Annotated in this window: 22 protein-coding genes; 13 read left to right on the top strand and 9 right to left on the bottom strand. The window is 73.7% G+C overall.

All coding sequences use genetic code 11. The features are described 5' to 3' along the window. Positions 1-46: 46 nt before the first annotated feature. Positions 47-877, bottom strand: a complete 831-nt coding sequence (locus tag IG86_RS0106170; protein WP_030818486.1) for a CbtA family protein — start codon at positions 875-877, stop codon at positions 47-49. Between the two features lie 12 nt (positions 878-889). After that, entirely contained in the window at positions 890-1,117 is a 228-nt protein-coding gene (locus tag IG86_RS0106175; RefSeq protein ID WP_030657740.1) for a CbtB domain-containing protein, read from the bottom strand. A gap of 366 nt (positions 1,118-1,483) precedes the next feature. Here IG86_RS0106175 and IG86_RS0106180 point away from each other — a divergent pair, with 366 nt between their 5' ends. The 3 genes from IG86_RS0106180 to IG86_RS0106190 all read left to right on the top strand — a co-directional run bounded on the left by IG86_RS0106180 (position 1,484) and on the right by IG86_RS0106190 (position 3,843). Next, complete coding sequence (locus IG86_RS0106180; protein WP_030895320.1) at positions 1,484-2,716, top strand: MFS transporter; 1,233 nt, start codon at positions 1,484-1,486, stop codon at positions 2,714-2,716. 45 nt (positions 2,717-2,761) lie between these two features. Further along, positions 2,762-3,397: an alpha-ketoglutarate-dependent dioxygenase AlkB gene (locus IG86_RS0106185; RefSeq protein WP_030818482.1), complete on the top strand. Its 636-nt coding sequence runs from the start codon at positions 2,762-2,764 to the stop codon at positions 3,395-3,397. Between the two features lie 74 nt (positions 3,398-3,471). Continuing rightward, complete coding sequence (locus IG86_RS0106190) at positions 3,472-3,843, top strand: VOC family protein (protein ID WP_030895323.1); 372 nt, start codon at positions 3,472-3,474, stop codon at positions 3,841-3,843. Positions 3,844-3,859: 16 nt separating this feature from the next. On the opposite strand, the gene IG86_RS0106195 is transcribed toward IG86_RS0106190, so the two are convergent. Both IG86_RS0106195 and IG86_RS0106200 read right to left on the bottom strand, forming a co-directional pair. After that, positions 3,860-4,168 carry a YkvA family protein gene (locus IG86_RS0106195; RefSeq protein ID WP_030818477.1) on the bottom strand — a complete coding sequence of 103 codons (309 nt, stop codon included), beginning with the start codon at positions 4,166-4,168 and terminating at the stop codon, positions 3,860-3,862. Positions 4,169-4,223: 55 nt separating this feature from the next. Next, entirely contained in the window at positions 4,224-4,688 is a 465-nt protein-coding gene (locus IG86_RS0106200; RefSeq protein WP_030653762.1) for a MarR family winged helix-turn-helix transcriptional regulator, read from the bottom strand. Positions 4,689-4,809: 121 nt separating this feature from the next. Between IG86_RS0106200 and IG86_RS0106205 the strand changes: the two genes are divergently transcribed. Next, a complete protein-coding gene (locus IG86_RS0106205) occupies positions 4,810-5,373 on the top strand; it encodes a DoxX family protein (RefSeq protein WP_030895326.1) in 564 nt (187 codons plus the stop codon). Positions 5,374-5,375: 2 nt separating this feature from the next. Here the strand turns inward: IG86_RS0106205 and IG86_RS0106210 are convergent, their stop codons facing one another. Beyond that, positions 5,376-6,011, bottom strand: a complete 636-nt coding sequence (locus IG86_RS0106210; RefSeq protein WP_030818473.1) for a VOC family protein — start codon at positions 6,009-6,011, stop codon at positions 5,376-5,378. Between the two features lie 176 nt (positions 6,012-6,187). Between IG86_RS0106210 and IG86_RS0106215 the strand changes: the two genes are divergently transcribed. Both IG86_RS0106215 and IG86_RS0106220 read left to right on the top strand, forming a co-directional pair. After that, positions 6,188-7,990, top strand: coding sequence for a glycoside hydrolase family 15 protein (locus IG86_RS0106215; protein ID WP_030818471.1), 1,803 nt, complete (start codon positions 6,188-6,190; stop codon positions 7,988-7,990). Between the two features lie 5 nt (positions 7,991-7,995). Then, on the top strand, positions 7,996-8,841 hold the full coding sequence (locus tag IG86_RS0106220) for a hypothetical protein (protein WP_030818469.1): 846 nt from the start codon (positions 7,996-7,998) through the stop codon (positions 8,839-8,841). Here IG86_RS0106220 and IG86_RS0106225 read toward each other — a convergent pair. Further along, positions 8,838-11,003, bottom strand: coding sequence for a SpoIIE family protein phosphatase (locus tag IG86_RS0106225; RefSeq protein ID WP_167751140.1), 2,166 nt, complete (start codon positions 11,001-11,003; stop codon positions 8,838-8,840). The genes IG86_RS0106220 and IG86_RS0106225 overlap by 4 nt on opposite strands. A 7-nt stretch (positions 11,004-11,010) precedes the next feature. Next, a complete protein-coding gene (locus IG86_RS0106230) occupies positions 11,011-12,519 on the bottom strand; it encodes an MFS transporter (RefSeq protein ID WP_051784995.1) in 1,509 nt (502 codons plus the stop codon). A 121-nt stretch (positions 12,520-12,640) separates the two neighbouring features. Here IG86_RS0106230 and IG86_RS0106235 point away from each other — a divergent pair, with 121 nt between their 5' ends. Next, complete coding sequence (locus IG86_RS0106235; protein ID WP_030895337.1) at positions 12,641-13,561, top strand: LysR family transcriptional regulator; 921 nt, start codon at positions 12,641-12,643, stop codon at positions 13,559-13,561. 129 nt (positions 13,562-13,690) lie between these two features. Further along, the gene (locus IG86_RS0106240) at positions 13,691-14,428 is read left to right on the top strand and encodes a class I SAM-dependent methyltransferase (RefSeq protein WP_030818461.1); all 738 of its coding nucleotides are present in this window, start codon (positions 13,691-13,693) and stop codon (positions 14,426-14,428) included. Positions 14,429-14,434: 6 nt separating this feature from the next. On the opposite strand, the gene IG86_RS0106245 is transcribed toward IG86_RS0106240, so the two are convergent. Further along, complete coding sequence (locus tag IG86_RS0106245) at positions 14,435-15,343, bottom strand: alpha/beta hydrolase fold domain-containing protein (protein WP_037847304.1); 909 nt, start codon at positions 15,341-15,343, stop codon at positions 14,435-14,437. 201 nt (positions 15,344-15,544) lie between these two features. Between IG86_RS0106245 and tdh the strand changes: the two genes are divergently transcribed. The 3 genes from tdh (at position 15,545) to IG86_RS0106260 (ending at position 18,822) form a co-directional block, all read left to right on the top strand. Continuing rightward, entirely contained in the window at positions 15,545-16,573 is a 1,029-nt protein-coding gene (gene tdh, locus IG86_RS0106250) for an L-threonine 3-dehydrogenase (protein ID WP_030818457.1), read from the top strand. A 107-nt stretch (positions 16,574-16,680) separates the two neighbouring features. Beyond that, positions 16,681-17,895, top strand: coding sequence for a glycine C-acetyltransferase (locus IG86_RS0106255; RefSeq protein WP_030818455.1), 1,215 nt, complete (start codon positions 16,681-16,683; stop codon positions 17,893-17,895). Between the two features lie 12 nt (positions 17,896-17,907). Then, positions 17,908-18,822 (top strand): LysR family transcriptional regulator, encoded by a 915-nt coding sequence (locus IG86_RS0106260; protein WP_030653790.1) that lies wholly within the window; start codon positions 17,908-17,910, stop codon positions 18,820-18,822. A gap of 22 nt (positions 18,823-18,844) precedes the next feature. On the opposite strand, the gene IG86_RS0106265 is transcribed toward IG86_RS0106260, so the two are convergent. Beyond that, positions 18,845-19,624, bottom strand: coding sequence for a DeoR/GlpR family DNA-binding transcription regulator (locus IG86_RS0106265; RefSeq protein WP_030818453.1), 780 nt, complete (start codon positions 19,622-19,624; stop codon positions 18,845-18,847). Positions 19,625-19,813: 189 nt separating this feature from the next. Between IG86_RS0106265 and IG86_RS0106270 the strand changes: the two genes are divergently transcribed. Together IG86_RS0106270 and IG86_RS0106275 are read left to right on the top strand one after the other, a co-directional pair. Next, positions 19,814-20,716: an SIS domain-containing protein gene (locus tag IG86_RS0106270; RefSeq protein ID WP_030818451.1), complete on the top strand. Its 903-nt coding sequence runs from the start codon at positions 19,814-19,816 to the stop codon at positions 20,714-20,716. Further along, positions 20,713-21,549 (top strand): class II fructose-bisphosphate aldolase, encoded by an 837-nt coding sequence (locus IG86_RS0106275; protein WP_030895344.1) that lies wholly within the window; start codon positions 20,713-20,715, stop codon positions 21,547-21,549. Before IG86_RS0106270 ends, IG86_RS0106275 begins: the two co-directional genes overlap by 4 nt. The last annotated feature ends 7 nt before the right edge of the window (positions 21,550-21,556 follow it).

Below are 21,556 nucleotides of genomic sequence, written 5' to 3' on the forward strand. Positions count from 1 at the left end.
CCACCCCCAGGGGGTCGCGGGGCCCGTGCGCGGACGTGGTGGTGAATCAGCCGAGGGCGGGCGCCTGCTGCCGGGCCGTCACTTCCGCGTCGTCGGTGCGCGTGGCCAGCAGCCGCTGGGCCAGGACGCCGAAGACGACGGCGAACACCGTCCACAGCACGAGCTGGACGGCCAGCGAGGCGATCCGGAACTCCCACAGCAGGGCGGCGGGGAAACCGGGCTGGACCGCGTCGCTGTTGTCCGGCAGGAACACGAACGCCAGGGCGGTGGCGACGACGAAGCCGCCGGCCGCGGTCAGCGTCGCGTTCCAGTTGCCCAGGCGCGGTGCCAGCCGTCGCCCGAGGATGATCGCGCCGACGCCGAGCAGCACGCTCAGCAGGATCATCAGGAAGAACAGCGTGGTGCGCTGCCCGATCGTGTCCGGGTTGCCGACCGCCGGCGGGGTGGCCGGGTACTTGAGGAACGGCACCAGGTAGACCAGGCCGAACGCGCCCGCACCGGTGAGCGCGGCCGTGGCCCGCGGGCTGAACCCGCCGACGCGGCCGAGCGCGAAGGAGAACGCGAGGGAGGCGATGCCGCCCAGCGCGACCCCGTAGACCAGCACGCCGGTGGCGAGGCCGACGGTCGACTGGACCGGCCGGCTGACGAGCTCTTCCTCCTCCTCGGCGGCCTCGCCCGACGCGGCGTCACCACCGTGCCCGGCGTGGCCGCTCGGGGCGCTCGCGGCGTCCTGGGCGGCGGCGGCCTCCTCCACGGCGATGGAACCGCGAACGGGCGGCTCACCCACCACGTAGGCGACCGCGAAGGCGAAGAGTCCGGCGATCAGGCCCGCGAGCATGCCGCGGACCAGCAGACCTCTGACAGTAGAGGCGTACATGTGTGCGGCCTCTCAGTGGCAGGGGAAGCCGAGCAGGTGGCGGCCGTCGTGCACCCACTCGTGCACGCCCTCGCCGGCGAACACGGCGGTGGCGCCCTGCTCGGCTCCGACGAAGTACAGGGCCACGAGCATCAGGAGACCGACGAAGACCGCCCAGGGCAGGACGGCGCGCACGGGCAGCGGAGCCGACGGCGAGACGGCGGGGGTGGATATGGCAGCGGAAGCGACGGCCTCGGCCATGATGGAACCTCCTTGGGGAACAACGCGTCCCATACGGTGGTGCAGGACGACGGTCCTCGGGTCTGACTCGCCGCGGCAACCCCCGGGGGAGTCACCACAGCACACAGTGGCGCGACCATGCCGGATTCACACCGGGCTTCCGTCTCGCCGTCGTCGCTATGTCTTTATGTCGCGTTGACGCTACCGCGTGACGGGCCCGCGGCCAAGACCGTGAGTCTCTGATCACACGGTTACGCTGCGGTAATGCCGTTTCGGGACGTTTCGGGGAACGGCGACGCGCGGCGAGCGGGCCCGGAGTGGTGCTAAAATCCCCGGTGTTGGCCTTCGGCGTACGTGCCCCGTTGCACGTGTCCGGAGGCTTTTTTCATGCCTTCAGACCCCACGCCCCCCTCCACCGCGACCCCGGTACCCGATCCCCTCCCCGCTTCCACCGGCTATCTCGGCCTGCTCCGCAACAGGGAGTTCACCGGCCTGTACGCCGGCTTCACCCTGACGGTCGCGGCGAGCACCCTGTCGGGCTTCGCGCTCGGCACGCTCGTCGACGAGCAGACCGGCTCCCCCTTCCTGACCGCCGTGAGCATGTACGGCGCCACCTTCGCGACGGTGCTCGGCGCACTGACGCTGATGTCGGTCGCGGACGGCGGGCGTCCGCGCCGGACCCTCGTCCTGCTCCAGCTCGCCTCGCTGACCGGGGTCGCCGCGCAGGCGATACCCGGACTGCCGCTGGCCGTTCGGTTCGCCCTGCTGCTGCTCCTGGGCTTTCTCCAGTCCCTGGGGACGGGCGCGCGGCTCGGGCTGCTCTGCGAGGTCGTGCCGGTGTCCGCCTACGCGCCGGCCCGTTCCCTGATGAACATCACCTCGGGCGGTACCGCGATCCTCGGCTACGCCGTCGGCGCCGTACTGCTGCGGTACGCGAGTCCGCGGGGCGTCTTCGTCATCGCCGCCTGCCTGACGGCCCTCGGCGCGGCCGTGGTCACGGCCACCGTCCGGGAGCACTCGGTCCGGTTCACCCGCCGACCGGGCCTGCGGCAGACCTGGCGGACCAACGCCGAGCTGTTCTCCCACCCCCGCAGGCGGGCGCTGCTGCTGGCCCTGTGGGTCCCCAACGGCCTGATCGTCGGCTGCGAGGCCCTCTTCATCTCCTACGACCCCGGCCACGCCGGCATCTTCCTGGCCGCCGGATCCGCCGGCATGCTCCTCGGCGACCTGGCCGTCGGCAGGCTGCTCACCGCCGCGGGCCGCCGCCGCCACGCCTCCGCCCTGCGGCTGCTGCTCGCCGCTCCCTTCCTCCTCTTCGCGGCCCACCCGCCCGCTCCCGTCCTGGCGGTCGCGGTGTTCCTCGCCGGCGCCGGGTTCGCCGCCACCCTGCCCCTCCAGGAACAGCTCCTGGAAGTGACCCCCGAAGCGATCCGCGGGCAGGTCCAGGGGGTCGAGTCGGCGGGGCGGATGACCTGGCAGGGCCTGGGCGCCGCGATCGCCGGCGGCCTGGCCCAGTGCTTCGGACCCGCGGCGGCGATGGCACTCGCCGCCGCGGCCTCCCTCGCCGTCACGCTCCTCACCCGGCCGTCCCGCCGTACGCGCCACGGACATGCGCCCTGACCAGGAATTCGTGCACGTGTTCGGTTATGGGTTTAAGCTGGGGCCATGCACGCGGTCCAGGGCCTCCAGGGTTCCCTCTTCGACCAGGGCGACGAGATCGGTCTCGGTCCCCTCGACGGGCTGCGCCGCACCGAGCTCGGCGCCGGCGCCTGGGTCGACCACCTGCCCGGCTGGCTGCGCGGCGCCGACGAGCTCTTCGAGCGCCTGGCCGCCGACGTTCCGTGGCGCGCCGAGCGGCGTCAGATGTACGAACGGCAGGTGGAGGTGCCCCGGCTGCTCGCCTTCTACGGCGAGGACGAGGACCTGCCGCACCCCTCGCTCGTGGAGGCCCGCGATGCGCTGGGCGGCCACTACGCCGCCGAGCTGGGCGAACCGTTCACCACCGCCGGGCTGTGCCTGTACCGCGACGGCCGGGACAGCGTCGCCTGGCACGGCGACCGGACCGGCCGTTCCTCCACGGAGGACACCATGGTCGCCATCGTCTCCGTCGGCGATCCGCGCGACCTCGCCATCCGTCCCCGCGACGGCGGGGCCACCCTGCTGCGGCTGCCGCTCGGCCACGGCGACCTCGTGGTCATGGGCGGATCCTGCCAGCGGACGATGGAACACGCGGTACCGAAGTCGGCGCGGGCCGTCGGGCCCCGCATCAGCATCCAGTTCCGCACCCGGGGCGTGCGCTGACCTCGGCTCCGGAGCCCGGGCCGCAGCCGGCGTCGCGGTTGCGGCCCCGGCGGCGGACGTTCACGCTGGTGCGCATGGACCTGGGCGCGTTCTCCGTGAGTCTGTCCGTGCGGGACATCGAGGCCTCCAGGGCGTTCTACGAGAAGCTCGGCTTCACCGCCTTCGGCGGGGACCCGGCGCAGAACTGGCTGATCCTCAGGAACGGCGACCACGTGATCGGGCTGTTCCAGGGCATGTTCGAGAAGAACATGCTGACCTTCAACCCGCGCTGGGACCAGAACGCGGCCTCCGTCGGCTCCTACACGGACGTGCGGGAACTCCAGCGGGAGCTGAAGGCGCGCGGCGTGGAGTTCCTTACGGAGGCCGACGAGTCCGGCTCGGGACCGGGCAGCTTCCTCGTGCTCGACCCGGACGGCAATCCGGTCCTGGTCGACCAGCACGTCTGAGGGGGCGGAGACCGGTTCAGATACGGGTCGTTACGTCGACGCCGGGCTCCTTCGACGGCCGTGCGGCCGCTGCCGCCGCGTGCAGGGAGCGCAGCGCCAGCATCAGGATTCCGATGTCGTCCAGGTACACCGGGTCCGGAATCAGGTCCACGGGGGAGACGGTGTAGATCAGGGCGCCCCAGAACAGGGCCTTGTCGTGCAGCGGGATGCCCGCGTCGGTCAGCAGCCGCCGCGCCTTGAGCACGCGGACGAACAGCACGGCCGCGGCGATCGCGACCCCCACCGTGAGGACCGTGCCGACGATGAGCCAGACCTTTCCGTCCATGGCGCCCCTATACCCCGATTTCGGGTGGTGATACCTGCCCGGCGGCCGGAGCCCCTCAGGCGCCCTGCCCGCGCAGGCGGCGCCCGACCTCGCCCAGCCCCTCGGCGAGCGCGTCGAGCTGCGCCGGGGTGAGGACGTCGACCAGGACCTCCCGGACCGTGGCCACGTGACCCGGCGCGGCCTCCTCCAGCTTCGCGCTGCCGGCGTCGGTGAGCACGGCGAAGACCCCGCGCACGTCCGAGGGGCAGCTGCGGCGGCGGACCAGCCCGGCCTTCTCCATCTGGGTGACCTGGTACGTCAGCCCGCTCTTGGAGTTGATCAGGCCGTTGGCCAGCTCGGTCATCCGCAGCTCCCGCCCCGGGGCCGCGGCGAGCCGTACGAGGATCTCGTACTGCGGGTGCGAGAGCCCCGCGTCGTCCTTGAGCTGCTGGTCGAGGCGCCGGTTCACCAGGGCCGAGGCGGCCAGGAAGCCGCTCCAGGCGCGCATCTCCCGCTCGTCCAGCCATCTCGGTTCAGCCATGGCCCCACCCTACACGGGTTGTTCGAATTTGAATCACCGGCTAGGGTCCATGGCCAGCGGTTCGAATTTGAACAACTCTTCACCTGCCTCCCCGGGCCGCACGACCGGAAGGACCCCCACGATGACCAGCCCCTCCGCCACCGCCACGACGCCGCAGGCGGCCGCGCCCGCAGCGCCGTCCCGGCCCGCCGCCCTCTCCACCCCCGGCCACGACACCGGCCTGCTGCTCCTGCGCCTCGTCCTCGGCCTCACCATGGCCGGACACGGCGCCCAGAAGCTCTTCGGCTGGTTCGGCGGCGGCGGCATCAGCGGCACCGGCCAGTTCTTCACCGCCAGCGGCTACCCCGCCGGCGACGCCATGGCCGTCCTCGCCGGCCTGACCGAGACCCTCGGCGGCCTCGGCCTCGCCGCGGGCCTGCTGACCCCGCTCGCCGGCGCCGCCGTCGTCGGCACCCTCGTCAACGCGATCGCCGTCCACGGCACGGGCGCCTTCTTCGCCCCCGCCGGCATCGAATACGAACTCGTGCTGACCGCGGGCGCCGCGGCCCTCGCCCTGACCGGCCCCGGCCGGTACGCCGTCGACGGCTTCCTCCCCGTCCTGCGCGCCCACCGCCTCGCCCACGGAGCCCTCGCCCTCGGCCTCGGCGTCGTCCTCGCGGCCGTCATGCTCCTCGTGCGCAACTAGTTTCAGATCGTGACCGGGCCGCGGGCGGTGGCGAACTCGACCGATACCAGGCCCGGTTCCTCGTCCTCGACCCAGGTGACGTCGATCTGGTCGAGGGGGTGGTCGGCCGGTTCGCCGAGGAACTCGGCGATGGAGGCGGCGTCGCCGGCGAGGGAGACCCCGTGGATGGTGGTGGAGGTCCGCGGATCGGCGCTCGGGCGCTCCTCGTCGGGCACCAACCACTGGAGGAAGTAGGGCAGTTGCGGGTCCTCCAGCAGTTCCAGCAGGCCGATCTGCTTCCACCTCAGGTCGAAGCCGTCGGGGCGGACGCGGTGCCCGTCGGCCGCGGTGCGGCCGAGGCGGGCCTCGACCGGGGCGATGTCGTCGACGGAGACCACCCAACCGAGCCAGCCGCCGCCCTCGGCGGCGCGGCGCGCGACCGCCCGGCCGAAGGGTGCGCGGTCGGCGGCGGGGTGGTCGAGCGTGGTGACGACCTCGACGTAGGTGCCGCCGCTCAGCGGGAGAACGAAATTGCGGGTGCCGAACCGCGGGTGCACGCCCCCGTCGACGAACCCGGCGCCGAGGGCCGATCCGATCCACTGAACGGTCGAGACGAAGCTGTCGCGGGCCACCGCATAGGACACGTGATCAAGTCGCACCGCGCCAGCATCACCCGGCAACCCGCACAAATCCCGACGCCACGCCCGCCGCCCGGCCCCGTCCCCCGTGGATTCAGCCGTGGAGGGGATCGATCACCGTCATCCCGGCGGGGGCGCCCGGGGGTGTCCGGGGCCCGAGCTGATTGGCCCCGGACATTCGGGGGAAGAGCGCTCAAATGACACAACCCATCGAGGACTACGCACTCATCGGCGACCTCATGACCAGCGGGCTCGTCGGTCGCGACGGGTCCATCGACTGGCTGTGCCTGCCGCGTTTCGACTCTGCGGCCTGCTTCGCCAGGCTCCTCGGCGACGAGGAGAACGGCCACTGGCGCATCGCCCCCCTCGGCGCCGCCGACGGCGAACGCTGCACCCGCCGCGCCTACGTCGACGGCTCACTGGTCCTCGAGTCGTACTGGGAGACCGAGACCGGCACCGTCAAGGTCATCGACTTCATGCCGCAGCGCGACGTCGCCCCCGACGTCGTCCGCATCGTCGAGGGCGTCAGCGGCACCGTCAGGATGCTCAGCACCCTGCGCCTGCGCTTCGACTACGGCCACGTCGTGCCCTGGGTGCGCCGCAGCGACGGCGACCGGGTCGCCGTCGCCGGACCCGACTCCGCGTGGTTCCGCAGCGAACCCCCCGTCCGCACCTGGGGCGAGGAGAACAGCACCCGCTCCCAGTTCCCCGTCACCGCCGGCCGACGCGTCGCCTTCGTCCTGACCTGGCACCCCTCGCACGACCCGCGCCCCGAACCCACCGACCCCTTCGAGGCCCTGGAGTGCAGCCTCTCCGACTGGCGCGAGTGGGCCTCCCAGTGCCGCTACGACGGCCCCTACAAGGAAGCGGTCACCCGCTCCCTGATCACCCTCAAGGCCCTCACCTACGCCCCGACCGGCGGCATCGTCGCCGCCGCCACCACCTCCCTGCCCGAGGAGCTCGGCGGCGTGCGCAACTGGGACTACCGCTACTGCTGGCTGCGCGACGCCACCCTCACCCTCGGCTCCCTCCTCACCACCGGCTTCCTCGACGAGGCCCGCGCCTGGCGCGAATGGCTCCTGCGCGCGGTCGCCGGCGCCCCCGCCGACCTCCAGATCATGTACGGCATCGGGGGCGAACGGCGGATCCCCGAGAGCGAACTGCCCTGGCTGCGCGGCTACGCCTCCTCCGCACCCGTCCGCGTCGGCAACGCCGCCGTCGACCAGCTCCAGCTCGACGTGTACGGGGAGGTCATGGACTCACTGCACCTGGCCAGATCCTTCGGGCTGCCCGCCGAAGCCCACTCCTGGCGGATCCAGCTCGCGCTCCTGGACTTCCTGGAACGGAACTGGCACCGCCCCGACGAGGGCCTCTGGGAGGTGCGCGGCCCCCGCCGGCACTTCGTGCACTCCAAGGTGATGGCCTGGGTGGCCGCGGACCGGGCCGTGCGGACCCTGGAGAGCGACCCCTCGCTGCCCGGCGAGGTGGACCGCTGGCGCGCCATGCGCGACGCGGTCCACCAGGACGTGTGCGAGAAGGGGTTCGACCCAGAGCGGGGCACCTTCACCCAGTACTACGGCTCCCGCGAACTCGACGCGGCGACCCTGCTCATCCCCAGGGTCGGGTTCCTCCCGCCCGACGACCCCCGCGTCACCGGCACCGTCGACGCCGTGCGCGCCGAACTCGGCCGCAGCGGTCTGGTCCGCCGCTACAGCACCGCCGACACCAACGACGGACTGCCCGGCGACGAAGGCGCCTTCCTCGCCTGCTCGTTCTGGCTGGCCGACGCCCTGCACCTGACGGGCCGGGAGGACGAGGCCCGCGCCCTCTTCGAACGGCTGCTGACGGTGTGCAACGACGTCGGACTGCTCGCCGAGGAGTACGACCCCGTCTCCGGGCGCCAACTCGGCAACTTCCCACAGGCGTTCAGCCACGTCGGCCTGGTGAACACCGCACTCACCCTGGCCGGCATGGAAAAGCGGACCACCGAGGCGGGCTGACGACCGTGGAACTGCCCCAGCAGCGCGCCGAAGGCGCAGGACCCTTCACCACCCGGCTCACCTGGCAGCGCCCCGAAGGCGACACGGTGGTGTGGGAGTCGCGGCCCGCCCGCAGGCGCGGAACCCTCGCGGTCCGCAGCCCGGGAGAGACGGCCGCCAGGACGACGACGGCCGATGCCGAGGCCCTCGGCCGACTGCGACGCCTCAACACCATCGCCTCCGCCGCGTTCTTCGTCGGCGGAGCCCTCTTCGCCCTCGGCGCCGCTGTGGCCCAGTTCGGCTGGGGCGACACGGCCGAGAGCGCCGCGATCTACTTCGCGGGAGGCCTGTTCTTCAACACCGGCGGCTACGTCTCCCTCCTCCAGGTGCTCAACGGGCCCCGGCACACCCCGGAGGGCGGCGGCCGGCTGGTCACCGCCCGCTGGAAGTGGTGGGGGTACGAGCCGATGCGCCTGGACTGGCTGAGCACGTTCGTGCTGTTCGTCGGGACGCTCGTGTTCGGCGTCAACCTCCTGGACTCCTTCCTCCAGGGCCTCACCGCCCAGCAGACCAACCGGCTGATCTGGACCCCCGACGTGATCGGATGCCTGCTGTTCCTGCTCTCGGGACACCTGGCGTTCGTCGAGATCTGCCACCGCCCCTGGCCCTGCCTGCGCTCGCGCAGCCTCGGCTGGTGGGTCGTCGCCGTGAACCAGTTCGGATCGGTGCTGTTCATGGTCTCGGCCCTGGCCGCCTTCACCCGGCCCGCCACCGGCAGCCTGGTCAACTCCGGAATCGCCAACTGGGGCACGCTGTGCGGCGCCCTGTGCTTCTCGCTCGGCGGGATCCTCCAGGCCTTCGAACGGCCCTAGGTGTCCGCTCCCGGGCCGGCTGTCACGGCCCGCTCGCAGCCGCCCGTGAGGGACGCCAACAGCAGGGCGATGTCGTCCGGCCGGTCGGCGGCGTTGCCGATCAGCCGGTCGGCCGTCTCGGTCAGCGGAACCGGCGGCTGCGACGCCAGCGCCAGCCGCAGCCGCTCCACCCCCTCGTCGATGTCGACGCCGGGCAGCTCCACCAGCCCGTCCGTGTACAGGGCGAGCACCGCGCCCGGCGCCAGCCGGAGCTCCGTGACCGGGTACGTGGCTTCCGGGTCGACGCCGAGCACCACCCCGCCCGCCAGGTCCAGCACCTCCGTCCGGCCGTCGGGACGGCGCAACAACGGCTGTGGGTGCCCGGCCCGGACCGCCTGGGCGGAGCCCGACGCCGGGTCGAGCACCACGTAGCAGCAGCTGGCGAACTGGCCCGGGTCGAGGTCGATGAGCAGCCGGTTGGTGCCGCGCACGACCTGCTCGGGTGTGCTGCCGGCGAGCGCGAAGGCCCGTACCGCGCTCCGGAGCTGCCCCATGGTCGCGGCGGCGGCCACACCGTGGCCCTGGACGTCGCCGATGACGAGGGCCAGCCGGCCCGATCCGGTCTCGACCACGTCGTACCAGTCGCCGCCCACGTCCATGCCGGCCGAGCCGGGCAGATAGCGGCCGACCGTGTCCACGTGCTGCCGCACGGGCAGCCGGTGCGGCAGCAGCGCCGCCTGGAGCCCGTGGGCGAGAGCCGCCTCGCTGTCGTAACGCCGGGCCCGTGCCAGGGCCTGCGCGATCAGCCCGGCCAGCGCGGTCAGCACCGTACGCTCCTCCGGGCTGAAGCCGCGCGGCGAGTCGAAGCCGAGGATGCACGAGCCGACCGGACGGCCGGAGGCGATCAGCGGCAGGAAGGCCCGCGCGCCCACGTCGGCGTCCAGCGGAATGCCCGGATAGGCGGCGGCCAGCCGCTGCATCGACTCGAAGAACAGCGGCCGGCCCGTGGTCAGCGTCTCCACACCCGGCAGCCGGACGTCGAGCGCGACCCCGTCGAACCGGTTCAGGAACCCCTGGGGGAAACCGGTCTCCCAGGCCAGGTGCAGGTGCCGTTCGTCGAGCAGGTAGATCGCGAGCTGGCGGCCGCCGAAGGCGGGCAGCAGCTCCTCGGTGACCACCGCCGACACCTGCCGGGCCGTGACCGCCTCCGTCAGGGCGATGGCGAGGGCCACCGGCCGGCAGAGCGCGGACGCCTGGTCGGCCGGCGAGCCCGCGCCGGGATCGGCCGCCGACGTGGGCGTGTAGGCGGGCGGGTCGGCCGTGCCGATCGTCACGGTCACGCCGTCCGGCGCCGGGTAGAGGCCCACCGACAGCCACTCGCCCGGCGGGTGCCGGCCGCGGCGGGCGGAGAAGTGCACCGGCTCCGAGGACATGAAGACGGCCCGGAAGTGGTCGTCGTGCGAGGGGTGCCCGAGCCACGGCACCGCCTCCCACAGCAGCCGCCCGTGCAGTTGCCCGACGCCGACGCCCAGCACGTGCTCCGCCGCGATGTTGACGAAGCCGATCCGGCCCTGCCGGTCCAGGGAGAGCACCGCCTGGGTGAGCCGGTCCACGGCGCGGCGGGCACCCCCGGCCCCCGCCTCGGCCTCGGGCGGCGGAGCCGGCACGGTGACCGGGTCGCCTTCCCACACCACCGGCTCCCCGGCCGCCGACAGCGCCGCCAGCTCGCGCGCCAGCCCCTCCGCGGCCTCCCGGAGCCGCCTGCGGTCCCGGGCCCCGACCGGGACGCCGGGGGTGGCCGGGCGCAGCACCAGCAGCACGCCGAACCGCTCCGCCCCCGCGATCAGCGGCTCGTACAGCGAGGCGAAGGGGAAGGGCAGTCCGGCGACCAGCTGCGGGAAGCGGCTCATGGCCGACGCGGCGTCGGCGAGGTGTACGGCCTGCCCCGAGCGGTAGGCCTCGGCGACCGGAAAGGGCCGGTTGACCTGCATCCGCCACCACGGCCGGAACAGCGGCAGCGGCAGCCCCGTGAACAGGGCCAGCTGCAGGAGTTCGCCGGAGCGCGAGCGCAGGTAGACCCCGCCCGCGTACCCGCCCACGGCCTCCACGGCGCTCACGGCGGCCCGGGCGAGCGCCTGGACCACGGCGTCGGTGGCGGCGCCGACGCTGTCCGCTCTCGCCATCACACAGTCAGGATGCGCCATCGGCGACGGCATCGGCATCCCGGCGCCGAGGCCGTTCGGGCCGCTCCCGCGGGCCTGGTCCGGGGCCGCGCCGGCCCGTTCCGCGCAGCCCCGCCACCACCGCGGCCGACGCGAGCAGGAGCACCACGGCCACCGTGCGCAGCGCGGTCCCCATCGCCTCGGTGAAGGCGGCGACCTGGACCGGATCCTGCGCGTCCCCGTGGAAGCGGGAGGCCAGCACCGTACCCACCACGGCCACGCCGAGGGCGGCCCCGACCTCCCTGGCCGCCGTGTTCAGACCGGAGCCGAGCCCGGCCTGGTGCGCGGGCAGCGCGCCGACCACCGTCAGGGTCAGCGAGGGCGCGGACAGGCCCGCGCCGGCCGACAGGACCAGCAGGTAGAGCGCGTACAGGGCGTACGGGGTGCCCGCGTCGGCCGTGGAGACCAGCAGCAGGCCCGCCCCGATCAGGCCGAGCCCGGCGCCCACCGGCAGCCGGGGCCCGGTGCGCTCCTCCAGCCGCGCCCCGAACCGGGGCAGCAGGGCCATCCCGACGGTCAGCGGGACGATCGCGAGACCGGCCCCGGCCGCGGAGAACCCCTTCGCGTACTGCAGGTACTGCGCGTTGACGAAGAACAGCGCGAACATCCCGAAGAAGCCGGCGCCGATGCCGAGCGTCCCGGCGCGCAGCCTGCGCGAGGCGAAGATCCGCGGGTCCAGCAGCGGGCGGGCGGCGCGCAGCGCGTGTCCGGTGAAGGCGGCGAGGAGTACCGCGCCCGCGGCGAAGGCGGTCAGCACGCGGGCCGAGGCCCAGCCGTACGCCGGCCCCTCGATGATCCCGTAGACCACCGCGACCAGTGCTCCGGTGAGCAGTACCGTGCCCAGGGGGTCGACGGCCGCGTCGGGCCGCGAGGGAGTACGGGGGACCGTACGGGCCACGGCGACGGCGAGCAGCGCGCCGAGCGGGACGACGGTCCAGAACAGGGCCCGCCAGGTCAGGTACTCGCCGGCCAGGCCGCCGCCGACGTTGCCCGCCAGTCCGCCGAGGCCCACGGCGAGCGTCCAGGTGGCCAGGGCCCGGCCGCGGGCCTGCGGCGGACTCAGGTGGATCAGGACCGACATCGTGGCGGGCATGATCAGGGCCGCGCCGGCCCCGCACAGGCCGCGCCCGGCGATCAGTACGGCCGGGACCGGGGCGAGCGCGCTGACGGCCGCGCCCGCGACGAAGAGGCCGAGCCCGGCGAGCAGGGCGCCCTTGCGGCCGTGGCGGTCGCCGAGCGCCCCGGCGGGGATCAGCAGGGCGGCGAAGACGACGACGTAGGCGTCCACCGACCACAGCAGCTCGCCGGGGTCCGGGCGCAGGTCGGAGGCGGCGAGCTGCGGGATCAGCAGGTTGACGGCGGCGACCAGGGCCTGGGCGGTCAGCACGCAGGCGCACAGGACGAACAGGGCGGGCCGGGAGAGGGATGGCGCGGTCGGGTCGACCGTCGGGTCCCGCGGGACGGCATGGCGGAGCACGGCTCCTCCTGGGAGTCGGGAATCGAGAGGGAGTGGGAACGGGAAGAGCGGTGCTCATCCCCCCTGATTCACCGTAGAGTTGGCGTGACCTGCTTTCCAGTGCAAGTTGTGCAAGGGATCCATGCGTGTGACGCAATCCGGGCTCGACCTGAATCTCCTCGTCGCCCTCGACGTGCTCCTGGAGGAGTCGAGCGTGTCCCGGGCGGCGGCGCGCCTGCACCTGTCCGAGCCCGCCATGAGCCGCACCCTCGGCCGGATCCGCAAGGCCCTCGGCGATCCGGTCCTGGTCCGGGCCGGGCGGGTCATGGTGCCCACCCCGCACGCGCTCGCCGTACGGGGCGAGGTCCGCTCGGTCGTGGAACGGGCCCGGGCCCTCTTCCTCAGCGGCGGCCAGGTGGACCTGCCCACCCTCACCCGCACCTTCACCGTGCTGGCCAACGACGCCTTCACCGCCGTCACCGGGGCCGCGCTCTTCAGCCGGGTGACCCGCGAGGCGCCCGGGGTGCGGCTGAGGTTCCTCGCCGAGAGCCACGTGGAGGTGCCCGCGCTGCGCGAAGGCGTCGCCGACCTGGAACTCGGCGTCATCGACACCCGCTCGCCGGAGGTCCACGTCGAGCACCTCTACGACGAGCGGATGGTGGCCGTCGTACGCCCCGGCCACCCGCTGCTGCGCGGCCGCCCCACGGCGCGCCGCTTCGCCGCGGCAGACCACCTCATCGCCTCCCGGCGCGGCCGCCTGGAAGGCCCGGTGGACACCGCCCTCGGCGAACAGGGGCTGTCCCGGCGAGTGGTGGGCAGCGTCGGCAGCTTCCCCGCCTCCCTGTTCGTCCTGCGCGAGAGCGACCTCGTGGGGCTGCTGACCGCCCGGGCCGTGCCGCTCGCCGCCGCGCTGGGCCTGGAGACCTTCGAGATCCCCCTCGACCTGCCCCCGCTGCCCTTCGGCATGGCCTGGCACCCGCGCCACGACGCGGACCCGGCGCACGCCTGGCTGCGCGACCGCGCCCGCGAACTCATGACGACACGGTCCGAGCCGCACCCGTAGGCGGTCCGCGATAGGCCGACCGCTTCCCTCGTCCGGGGGACGTACGGGTGTGCGGGCGGCCCTCCGTCCGCGCCGCGGGGCACGATACGCACGCGTCCCACCCCCCGGCCGGCCCCCGGAAGGCAGAGCATGCGGTTCCAGTACGACACCATCGGCGAGCGCTACGCGGAGTCCAAGAGCACGGCGGCCTTCTCCGCGGCCGACACCTACACCCTGCACGGGGCCCTCGACGCGCTCGGCGGGCTGCGCGGCCTCGACGCCCTCGACCTGGCCTGCGGATACGGCTACAACACCCGGCTGCTGGCCCGCGGCGGGGCCCGGCGCACCGTGGGCGTGGACGTCTCGGAGGAGATGATCCGGCTGGCCCGCGAACACGAGGCCACGAAGGGCCGCCCCGACGTCGAGTACCTCGTCGCCGACGCGGCCGGCCTGCCCGACCTCGGCCCCTTCGACCTCGCCACCGCCGCCTACGTGTTCAGCTACGCGCCCGACCGCCGGACCCTGCACGCGATGTTCCGGTCCGTCCGCGCCAACCTCCGCGCCGGCGGCCGGCTGCTCGCCATCGTGCCCAACGCCGGGGCGTTCCCGCGGGTGGACTGGTCGCCGTACGGGGTCCGCATCCTCGACCGGGTCCGCGACGGCGACGCGCCCCTGCTGAAGGCCCACTTGCTGACCGAGCCGCCCGTGCCGTTCGAGTTCCGCGAATGGGCCCACGCCGACCTCGCCGAGGCGGCCGTCGAGGCGGGCTTCGTCACCGTCGGCTGGCAGCCGAACCGGACGCCGCCCGCCGACCCCGTACGCGACGACGCCTACTGGACGGCCTACCGCGCCTGGCCGATCAGCTCCCTGATGACCTGTACGGCGTAGCGGGCCTCACAGCTGGGCCGCGGACCTGACCAGCTCGACGATCCTGTCCCGCGCCGCCCGCCCCTCGGGCACCGGCAGCAGCGGGTACACGTGCGCCAGCCCCACCGCCTCGTGGAACTCCACCTCGGTCCCCTCCGCACGGGCCCGGCGCACCAGCTCCCGGCTGTCCGTCGCGAGCACGTCCCGGGTCCCGCTGAAGACCGTCAGCGGCGCGAGCCCCCCGAACGTCCCCCGCAGCGGGCTCACCAAGGGGTCCTCGGCGGCCAGCGTCCCCGCGTACAGCCGCCCGGCCTCGGCCAGCCCCGCACGGGTCAGCACGGGATCGGCCTCCTCGATCGCCGCCTGGTCCGGATGGCTCATCGTCACGTCCAGCCAGGGCGAGACCAGCACGATCCGTGAAGGCTGCTCGCCGTCGCGGTCGCGCAGGCGCTGCGCGGCCGCCAGCGCCAGCCCGGCCCCGGCCGAGTCGCCGATGAGCACCGTCCCGCCGTCACCGCCGCCCGCGATCAGCCCGCTCAGCAGGTCGGTGGCCACCGGGACGGTCCGGTCCGCGGTGCCGCGCGGAGCCAGGATGTACGCGGGCACGACGACGCGCGCCCTGGCCCGCGTCACCAGGGTCCGCACCAGCTCCCAGTGCCGGCGCTCCAGCTCGCCCACGTAGCCGCCGCCGTGCACGTACAGCACCTGCGCCGACGGCTCGGCTCCCAGCGGGGACACGTCGTACACCGGCCAGGCACCGACGAAGGTCCGGGAGATGTCCGCGACCCGGCCCAGCCGGCGCGGCGGCAGATGCGACGCGGGCCGGCGGGCCGCCGCCGCCACCCGGGCCCGCACCGCCTCGGCGCTCGCGAACCGTCTTCGCCGTCCCGCCGCGACCATGGCGACCGAAAGCGCCCTGCTGCGCAGACTCGGCACGCCCCTCACCTCCCCTTTTCCCTGCCCCGTCAAGGGAGGAGCATAGGCGTGAAGACACGCTCGTGAAGCTGCGCTGTCGGCCCGTTTAAGAAAGTCTAGATGGACTGATCACCACGGAGATCGGCAGATTGGTGCCCGTCACCGACGCCGCCCGAGCCCCGCACGCTCACGGCGCCCCCTTCCGCATGCCTGGAGCCACCCATGAAGGCACTCGTCAAGCACAAAGCCGAGCCCGGCCTGTGGCTCATGGACGTCCCGGAGCCCGAGTACGGCCCCGGCGACGTGCTGATCAAGGTGCTGCGCACCGGCATCTGCGGAACCGACCTGCACATCCGCTCCTGGGACGGCTGGGCGCAGGGCGCCGTCAAGACCCCCCTCGTCCTCGGCCACGAGTTCGTCGGCGAGGTCGCGGCGGTCGGCGCGGACGTGACGGACATCGAGCTGGGCGCGCTGGTCAGCGGCGAGGGCCACCTGGTGTGCGGCAAGTGCCGCAACTGCCTCGCCGGCCGCCGCCACCTGTGCCGCAGCACGATCGGGCTCGGCGTGGGCCGCGACGGCGCCTTCGCCGAGTACGTGGTCCTGCCCGCGCAGAACGTGTGGGTGCACCGCACGGCCGTGGACCTGGACGTCGCCGCGATCTTCGACCCCTTCGGCAACGCCGTGCACACGGCGCTGTCCTTCCCGCTGGTCGGCGAGGACGTACTGATCACCGGCGCCGGCCCGATCGGCATCATGGCGGCCGCCGTCGCCAAGCACGCCGGCGCGCGCAACGTCGTCATCACCGACGTGAGCCCCGAGCGGCTGGAGATCGCCCGCAAGGCGGGCGCCACGCTCGCCGTGAACGTCGCCGAGTCCTCGATCGCAGCGGCGCAGGCGCAGCTCGGCCTGCGCGAGGGCTTCGACATCGGCCTGGAGATGTCCGGGCGCGGCGAGGCCATGCGCGACATGATCGACAACATGACGCACGGCGGCCGGATCGCCATGCTGGGCCTGCCGGCGACGGAGTTCCCCGTCGACTGGGCGAAGGTCGTCACCTCGATGATCACGATCAAGGGCATCTACGGCCGTGAGATGTTCGAGACCTGGTACGCGATGACGGTGCTCCTGGAGGGCGGGCTCGACCTCAGCCCCGTCATCACCGGCCGCTACTCCCACCGCGACTTCGAGGCCGCCTTCGACGAGGCGTCGACCGCCCGCAGCGGCAAGATCATCCTGGACTGGACGGCGTAACACCGGCCGTCCACCGTCCCACCGAACCATCTCCCTCCGGCCGGGCCCCGCAAACCCTCCCCCCTCCGCGGGGCCCGGCCCCCTCCGCCGCACAAGGAGAACGCAGCATGTTCGAGACCGTCCGCGACGACCTCCGCACCACCCTCGACGAGATCCGCTCCGCCGGTCTGCACAAGCCCGAGCGCGTCATCGGCACCCCGCAGAGCGCGGCCGTCGCCGTCACCTCGGGCGGCGCCGGCACCGGCGGTGAGGTGCTCAACTTCTGCGCCAACAACTACCTGGGACTGGCCGACCACCCCGAGGTCGTCGCGGCCGCGAAGGACGCGCTGGACCGCTGGGGCTACGGCATGGCCTCCGTCCGCTTCATCTGCGGCACCCAGGAGGTGCACAAGGAGCTGGAGGCGCGGCTCTCGGCCTTCCTCGGCCAGGAGGACACCATCCTCTACTCCTCCTGCTTCGACGCCAACGGCGGCGTCTTCGAGACCCTCCTCGGCGCCGAGGACGCGGTCATCTCCGACGCCCTCAACCACGCCTCCATCATCGACGGCATCCGCCTGTCGAAGGCCCGCCGCTTCCGCTACGCCAACCGCGACATGGCCGAGCTGGAGACGCGCCTGAAGGAGGCCACCGAGGGCGGTGCCCGCCGCAAGCTGATCGTCACCGACGGCGTCTTCTCCATGGACGGCTACGTCGCCCCCCTCCAGGAGATCTGCGACCTGGCCGAGCGCTACGACGCCATGGTCATGGTCGACGACTCCCACGCGGTCGGCTTCGTCGGCCCCGGCGGCCGCGGCACCCCGGAGCTGCACGGCGTCATGGACCGCGTCGACATCATCACCGGCACCCTCGGCAAGGCCCTCGGCGGCGCCTCCGGCGGCTACGTCGCCGCCCGCGCCGAGATCGTCGAACTGCTGCGCCAGCGCTCGCGCCCGTACCTCTTCTCCAACTCCCTCGCCCCGGTCATCGCGGCCGCCTCCCTCAAGGTCCTCGACCTGCTGGAATCGGCCGGTGACCTGCGCGAACGCCTCGCCGCCAACACCGCGCTCTTCCGCACGAAGATGACCGAGGCCGGCTTCGAGATCCTGCCCGGCGACCACGCCATCGCCCCGGTGATGATCGGCGACGCGGCGGAGGCCGGCCGGATGGCCGAGCTGCTCCTGGAGCGCGGCGTCTACGTGATCGGCTTCTCCTACCCGGTGGTGCCGATGGGCGCCGCGCGCATCCGCGTCCAGCTCTCCGCGGCCCACTCCACGGCCGACGTGGAGCGCGCGGTGGCCGCCTTCGTCGACGCCCGCGCGGCGCTTTCCGCTGCTCAGGGCTGACATCATGGAGGGGTGATCGACCCCCGCCGGCTGCGCATCCTGCGGGCCGTGGCGGACCACCGTACGGTGACCGCCGCGGCCGCAGCCCTCTACCTCACCCCCTCCGCCGTCTCCCAGCAGCTCGCGGCGCTGGAACAGGAGACGGGCCACGTGCTGCTCACCCGCAGCGGCCGCGGTGTACGGCTGACCGCGGCCGGGGAGATCCTGCTCGGCCACGCCCACGAGGTGTTCGCGCAGCTGGAGCGGGCGGAGGCCGAACTCGCGGCGTACGCGGAGGGCGCCGGCGGCGAGGTCACGGTCGCCGCCTTCGCGACGGGCATCGCCGAGGTCCTCGCACCCGCGATCGCCCGCCTCGCGCTCGACCACCCGGGGATCCGGCTGCGGGTGCGTGACGCGGAGGGCGACCAGAGCCTGCCGCTGCTCCTGGACGGCGAGGCCGACCTCGCGCTCGCGGTCGAGTACCGGGGCGCGCCGGGCGCCGACGACGGCCGGCTCTCCGTCCTCCCGCTCTACGCGGAACCCTTCGACGCGGTACTGCCCGCGGGGCACCCGCTGGCCGACCTGCCCGCGGTGTCGCTGGCGGACCTGTCCGACTCGGACTGGGTGGGCCAGTACCCCGGCAACCCGTGCCACGACGTGACCCTGCTCGCGTGCGAACTGGCCGGGTTCCAGCCGCGGTTCGCGCACTCCTCCGACGACTTCCGCGCCGTGACGGCGCTGGTCGGGGCCGGGGCCGGGGTGGCCCTCGTACCGCGCTCCGCGCTGCGCGGCATGGACCTCAAGGAAGTGCAGGTCCGGCCGGTCGCCGGGCCGGCCGCCACCCGCCGGGTGTTCGCGGCGACCCGCCGCGGCGCCGAGACCCACCCGCTGATCGCCCCCGTACTGGCGGCACTGGTCCGGGAGTCGGAGCGCCTGCCGGCCCACTGAGGGGGCGGTCCCGGCCGCCCGCTCACACCGTGACCACGTCGACCCCCGCCGCGGTGAAGGCGCGGGCCACCGCCGGGGCGAGGCCGGTGTCCGTCACCAGGACGTGCACGGACGACGTCGCACAGATGCGGGCGAAGGCGCGCACGCCCAGCTTGCTGGAGTCCGCCGCCACGACCACCCGGCGGGCGCGTTCGCACAGGAGGCGGTTGACCGAGGCCTCGTCCTCGTGCCGGGTCGCCGCCCCGTCCTGCGGGTCGAAGCCGTCCACGCCGAGCACCGCCGTGTCCACCGCGAGCTGCCCGAGGACCTGTTCGGCGAGCGGCCCCGTCAGCTCGTACGACTGGGGCCGTGCGACGCCGCCCGTCAGCACGATCTTGAACTGCGGCCGGATCACCAGTTCACCCGCGATGTTGAGGGCGTTGGTGACCACGGTGAGCGCCGGCGAGCCCTGGGCCAGGTCCGGACGGCCGGCCAGGGCCCGCGCCACCTCCGTGGTCGTGGTGCCGCCCGTCAGGCCGATCACCTCGCCGGGGGTGATCAGCGCCGCGACGGCCTCGCTGATCCGGCTCTTCTCGGCCGCACGCCGTGACGTCCGGTAGCGCAGGGGGAGTTCGTAACTGACGCCGTGCACCACCGCCCCGCCGCGGGTGCGGACCAGCAGCTGCTGCTCGGCGAGCTGGTCGAGGTCGCGGCGGATGGTCGCGGCGGACACCCCGAGGGCCTCGGCCGCCGGCTCCACCTCCAGCTCGCCCCGCTCCACCAGCAGGTCCAGCAGTGTCTGCCAGCGCTCCTTGCGGGTCATCGGCCGTCCCCTCCCGTGCTCGTCCCGTGCTCGCCCCGTGGCCATCGTCGGGCCACCCGGCGACACTAACTCAGCAGATCACCCCGTGGTTGCTTGAAGTTGCGCGAAAGTGCCCGATACCTTGCAGGAAAACGCATGGCGCACCACGCAAAACGCATTCAGACCCGTCTGTCGCACGAGGGAGCCTGTATGAGTCACGTCGCGTACGAGTTGGGCACGCAGCCCGCATGCTGGGAGCGGAGCGCCGAACTGGCCCCGGCCCGGCGGGCGGTGTTGCCGCAGCCGGGGGAGCGTACCGCGATCGTCGGGTGCGGGACCTCGTACTACATGGCCCAGGCGGCCGCCGTGTTGCGCGAGGAGGCCGGGCAGGGGGAGACCGACGCCTTCCCCGCCTCGGAGTTCCCCCGCCACCGCCGCTACGACCGGGTCGTCGCCCTGACCCGCTCCGGCACCACCACCGAGGTCCTGGACCTGCTGGCCGCGCTGCGGGACGCGGGCGTGCCCACGACCGCCGTCATCGGCGATCCGGCGACCCCGGTGACGGCGCTCGCGGACGAGATCGTCGTCCTCGACTTCGCGGACGAACAGTCCGTCGTGCAGACCCGCTTCGCGACCACCGCCCTGACCCTGCTGCGCGCCCACGTCGGGCTGCACAGCCCCGCTGTCGTCGCCGACGCCCGCACCGCCCTCGACGAGCCGCTCCCCGCGGAGCTCGCGAGCCGGGGCCAGTTCACCTTCCTCGGCCGCGGCTGGAGCGTCGGGCTCGCCCACGAGGCGGCCCTGAAGATGCGGGAGGCCTCGCTGTCCTGGGCCGAGTCCTATCCGGCCATGGAGTACCGGCACGGGCCGGTCAGCGTCTCCGGGCCCGGCACCGTCACCTGGTCGCTCGACGAAGCCCCCGAAGGACTCGCCGAACAGGTCCGCCGGACGGGCGGCCAATGGGTCGCCGGGCGCCTCGACCCGCTCGCCGAACTGGTCCGTGTGCACCGCCTCGCCCTCGCCGTCGCGGCCGACCGGGGGCTGGACCCCGACGCCCCCCGCAACCTGACCCGCTCGGTGATCCTCTCCACCGGCGAGGAGGCGGTCCGATGACCCTCGTCTGCGCGGGCGCGCTCGTCCGGGAGGCCTCCGGCAGCGGCCGCGCCGTCGCCGCCTTCAACATCATCACGCTGGAGCACGCCGAAGCCGTCGTCGCCGGCGCCGAGGCGGCCGGTCTGCCGGTCATCCTCCAACTGAGCGAGAACGCGGTGAAGTTCCGCGACGGACGGCTGCTGCCGATCTCCCGGGCCGCCGCCGCCTGCGCGGAGGCGGCAGCGGTCCCCGTCGGCCTGCACCTCGACCACGTCAAGAGCCCCGAGCTGCTGCGGCAGGCGTGCGACGCGGGATACAGCTCGGTGATGTACGACGCGGCGCAGCTCCCCTACGCCGAGAACCTGGAGGCCACCCGCTCGGCCGCCGACTGGGCGCACGCCAACGGGCTGTGGATCGAGGCCGAACTCGGTGAGGTCGGCGGCAAGAACGGCGCCGCCCCGCCGGACCCGCACGCGCCCGGCGCCCGTACGGACCCCGACGAGGCGCGGCGGTTCGTCGCCGACTCCGGGGTCGACGCACTGGCCGTCGCCATCGGCAGCAGCCACGCGATGACCAGCCGGACCGCCGCCCTCGACCACGCGCTGCTGGCGAGGCTCGCCAAGACGGTGGACGTACCGCTCGTCCTGCACGGCTCGTCCGGGCTGCCGGACTCCGAGCTCGCGGCGGCCGTCGCGGGAGGCATCCGCAAGGTCAACATCGGCACCGCGCTGAACCTGGCCATGACGGAGGCCATCCGCACCCACCTCACCCCGGCGGACCCCCGGCCGTACCTGAGGGCGGCCCGCACGGCGATGACGGCGACGGCCACGGCTATGATCGGCGCCCTGAACTGAAGGGCAC

Source organism: Streptomyces virginiae, from assembly GCF_000720455.1.
Taxonomy (GTDB): Bacteria; Actinomycetota; Actinomycetes; order Streptomycetales; family Streptomycetaceae; genus Streptomyces; species Streptomyces virginiae.